Annotated in this window: 1 protein-coding gene; it reads right to left on the bottom strand. The window is 39.9% G+C overall.

What is annotated here, in order from left to right; genetic code table 11:
• Positions 1-165 precede the first annotated feature (165 nt).
• Positions 166-555: a GxxExxY protein gene (locus tag Q1B11_RS20240; RefSeq protein ID WP_299735827.1), complete on the bottom strand. Its 390-nt coding sequence runs from the start codon at positions 553-555 to the stop codon at positions 166-168.
• Between the last annotated feature and the right edge of the window lie 144 nt (positions 556-699).

Genomic DNA, 699 nt, shown 5'->3' with positions numbered 1-699 from the left:
TAATCCTGATAAATGTATTGACGGGCAACTAAGTAAAGCTGCCTGAGTTGAGGCGACAACTATGTTGACAAACACCGAATTGGTAAGAGCAAAGCTCATAGTAAGCTCCTACCCATAAAACGCTTTTCCTTTGTGCCTTTGTGTATTTGTGGTTCAAAATAGCTTTTAATTAACAACCCGCACAATGCCCTGTTTAAGAACCAGTTCATTAAAGTTGATAAGCAACCCAAGCCATAGTTTTTTGAGTTTGAGATAAGTGAGTACTTGGGCTTTATGGATCGGAAGTACCTTATCCACCGCTTTCAGTTCAATAATAACAAGGTCATTTACCAGCAGATCCAGTTTGAAATCAGACCCCAGACTGTGTCCTTTATATATAACAGGAACCTTCTGCTGATGTTTTACCTGTAGACCGCGTTGTTCCAGTTCAAATGCGAGTGCCTGTTCATAAATACTTTCAAGTAAACCAGGACCAAGATTTCGGTGAACTTCAATGGCAGCACCAATAATCCTCGAAGATAGTTCATCAGACTCTTCCTTCATATCAATTCTCATATTTATTACTTCGAAAGACCAAATATAGAAAACCTTTGTGTCTTTGTGCCTTTGTGGTTCAAAAAAATGCCTCGTCAGTAAAATCTGTGGGCAATTTCTGGTTCAGGTAGCTTGCCAAGTGCATGGTATAACGCAACTTCCGCG

It is taken from the genome of uncultured Endozoicomonas sp., from assembly GCF_947495845.1.
Classification (GTDB): Bacteria; Pseudomonadota; Gammaproteobacteria; order Pseudomonadales; family Endozoicomonadaceae; genus Endozoicomonas.
The sequence above is the reverse complement of the archived record's forward strand: the minus strand, read 5'-3'. Positions and strand labels throughout refer to the sequence as shown.

Bases quoted from the DNA above. Each gene is read 5' to 3' on its own strand.
- Q1B11_RS20240 (WP_299735827.1), bottom strand. From the start codon at position 555: ATGAGAATTGATATGAAGGAAGAGTCTGATGAACTATCTTCGAGGATT.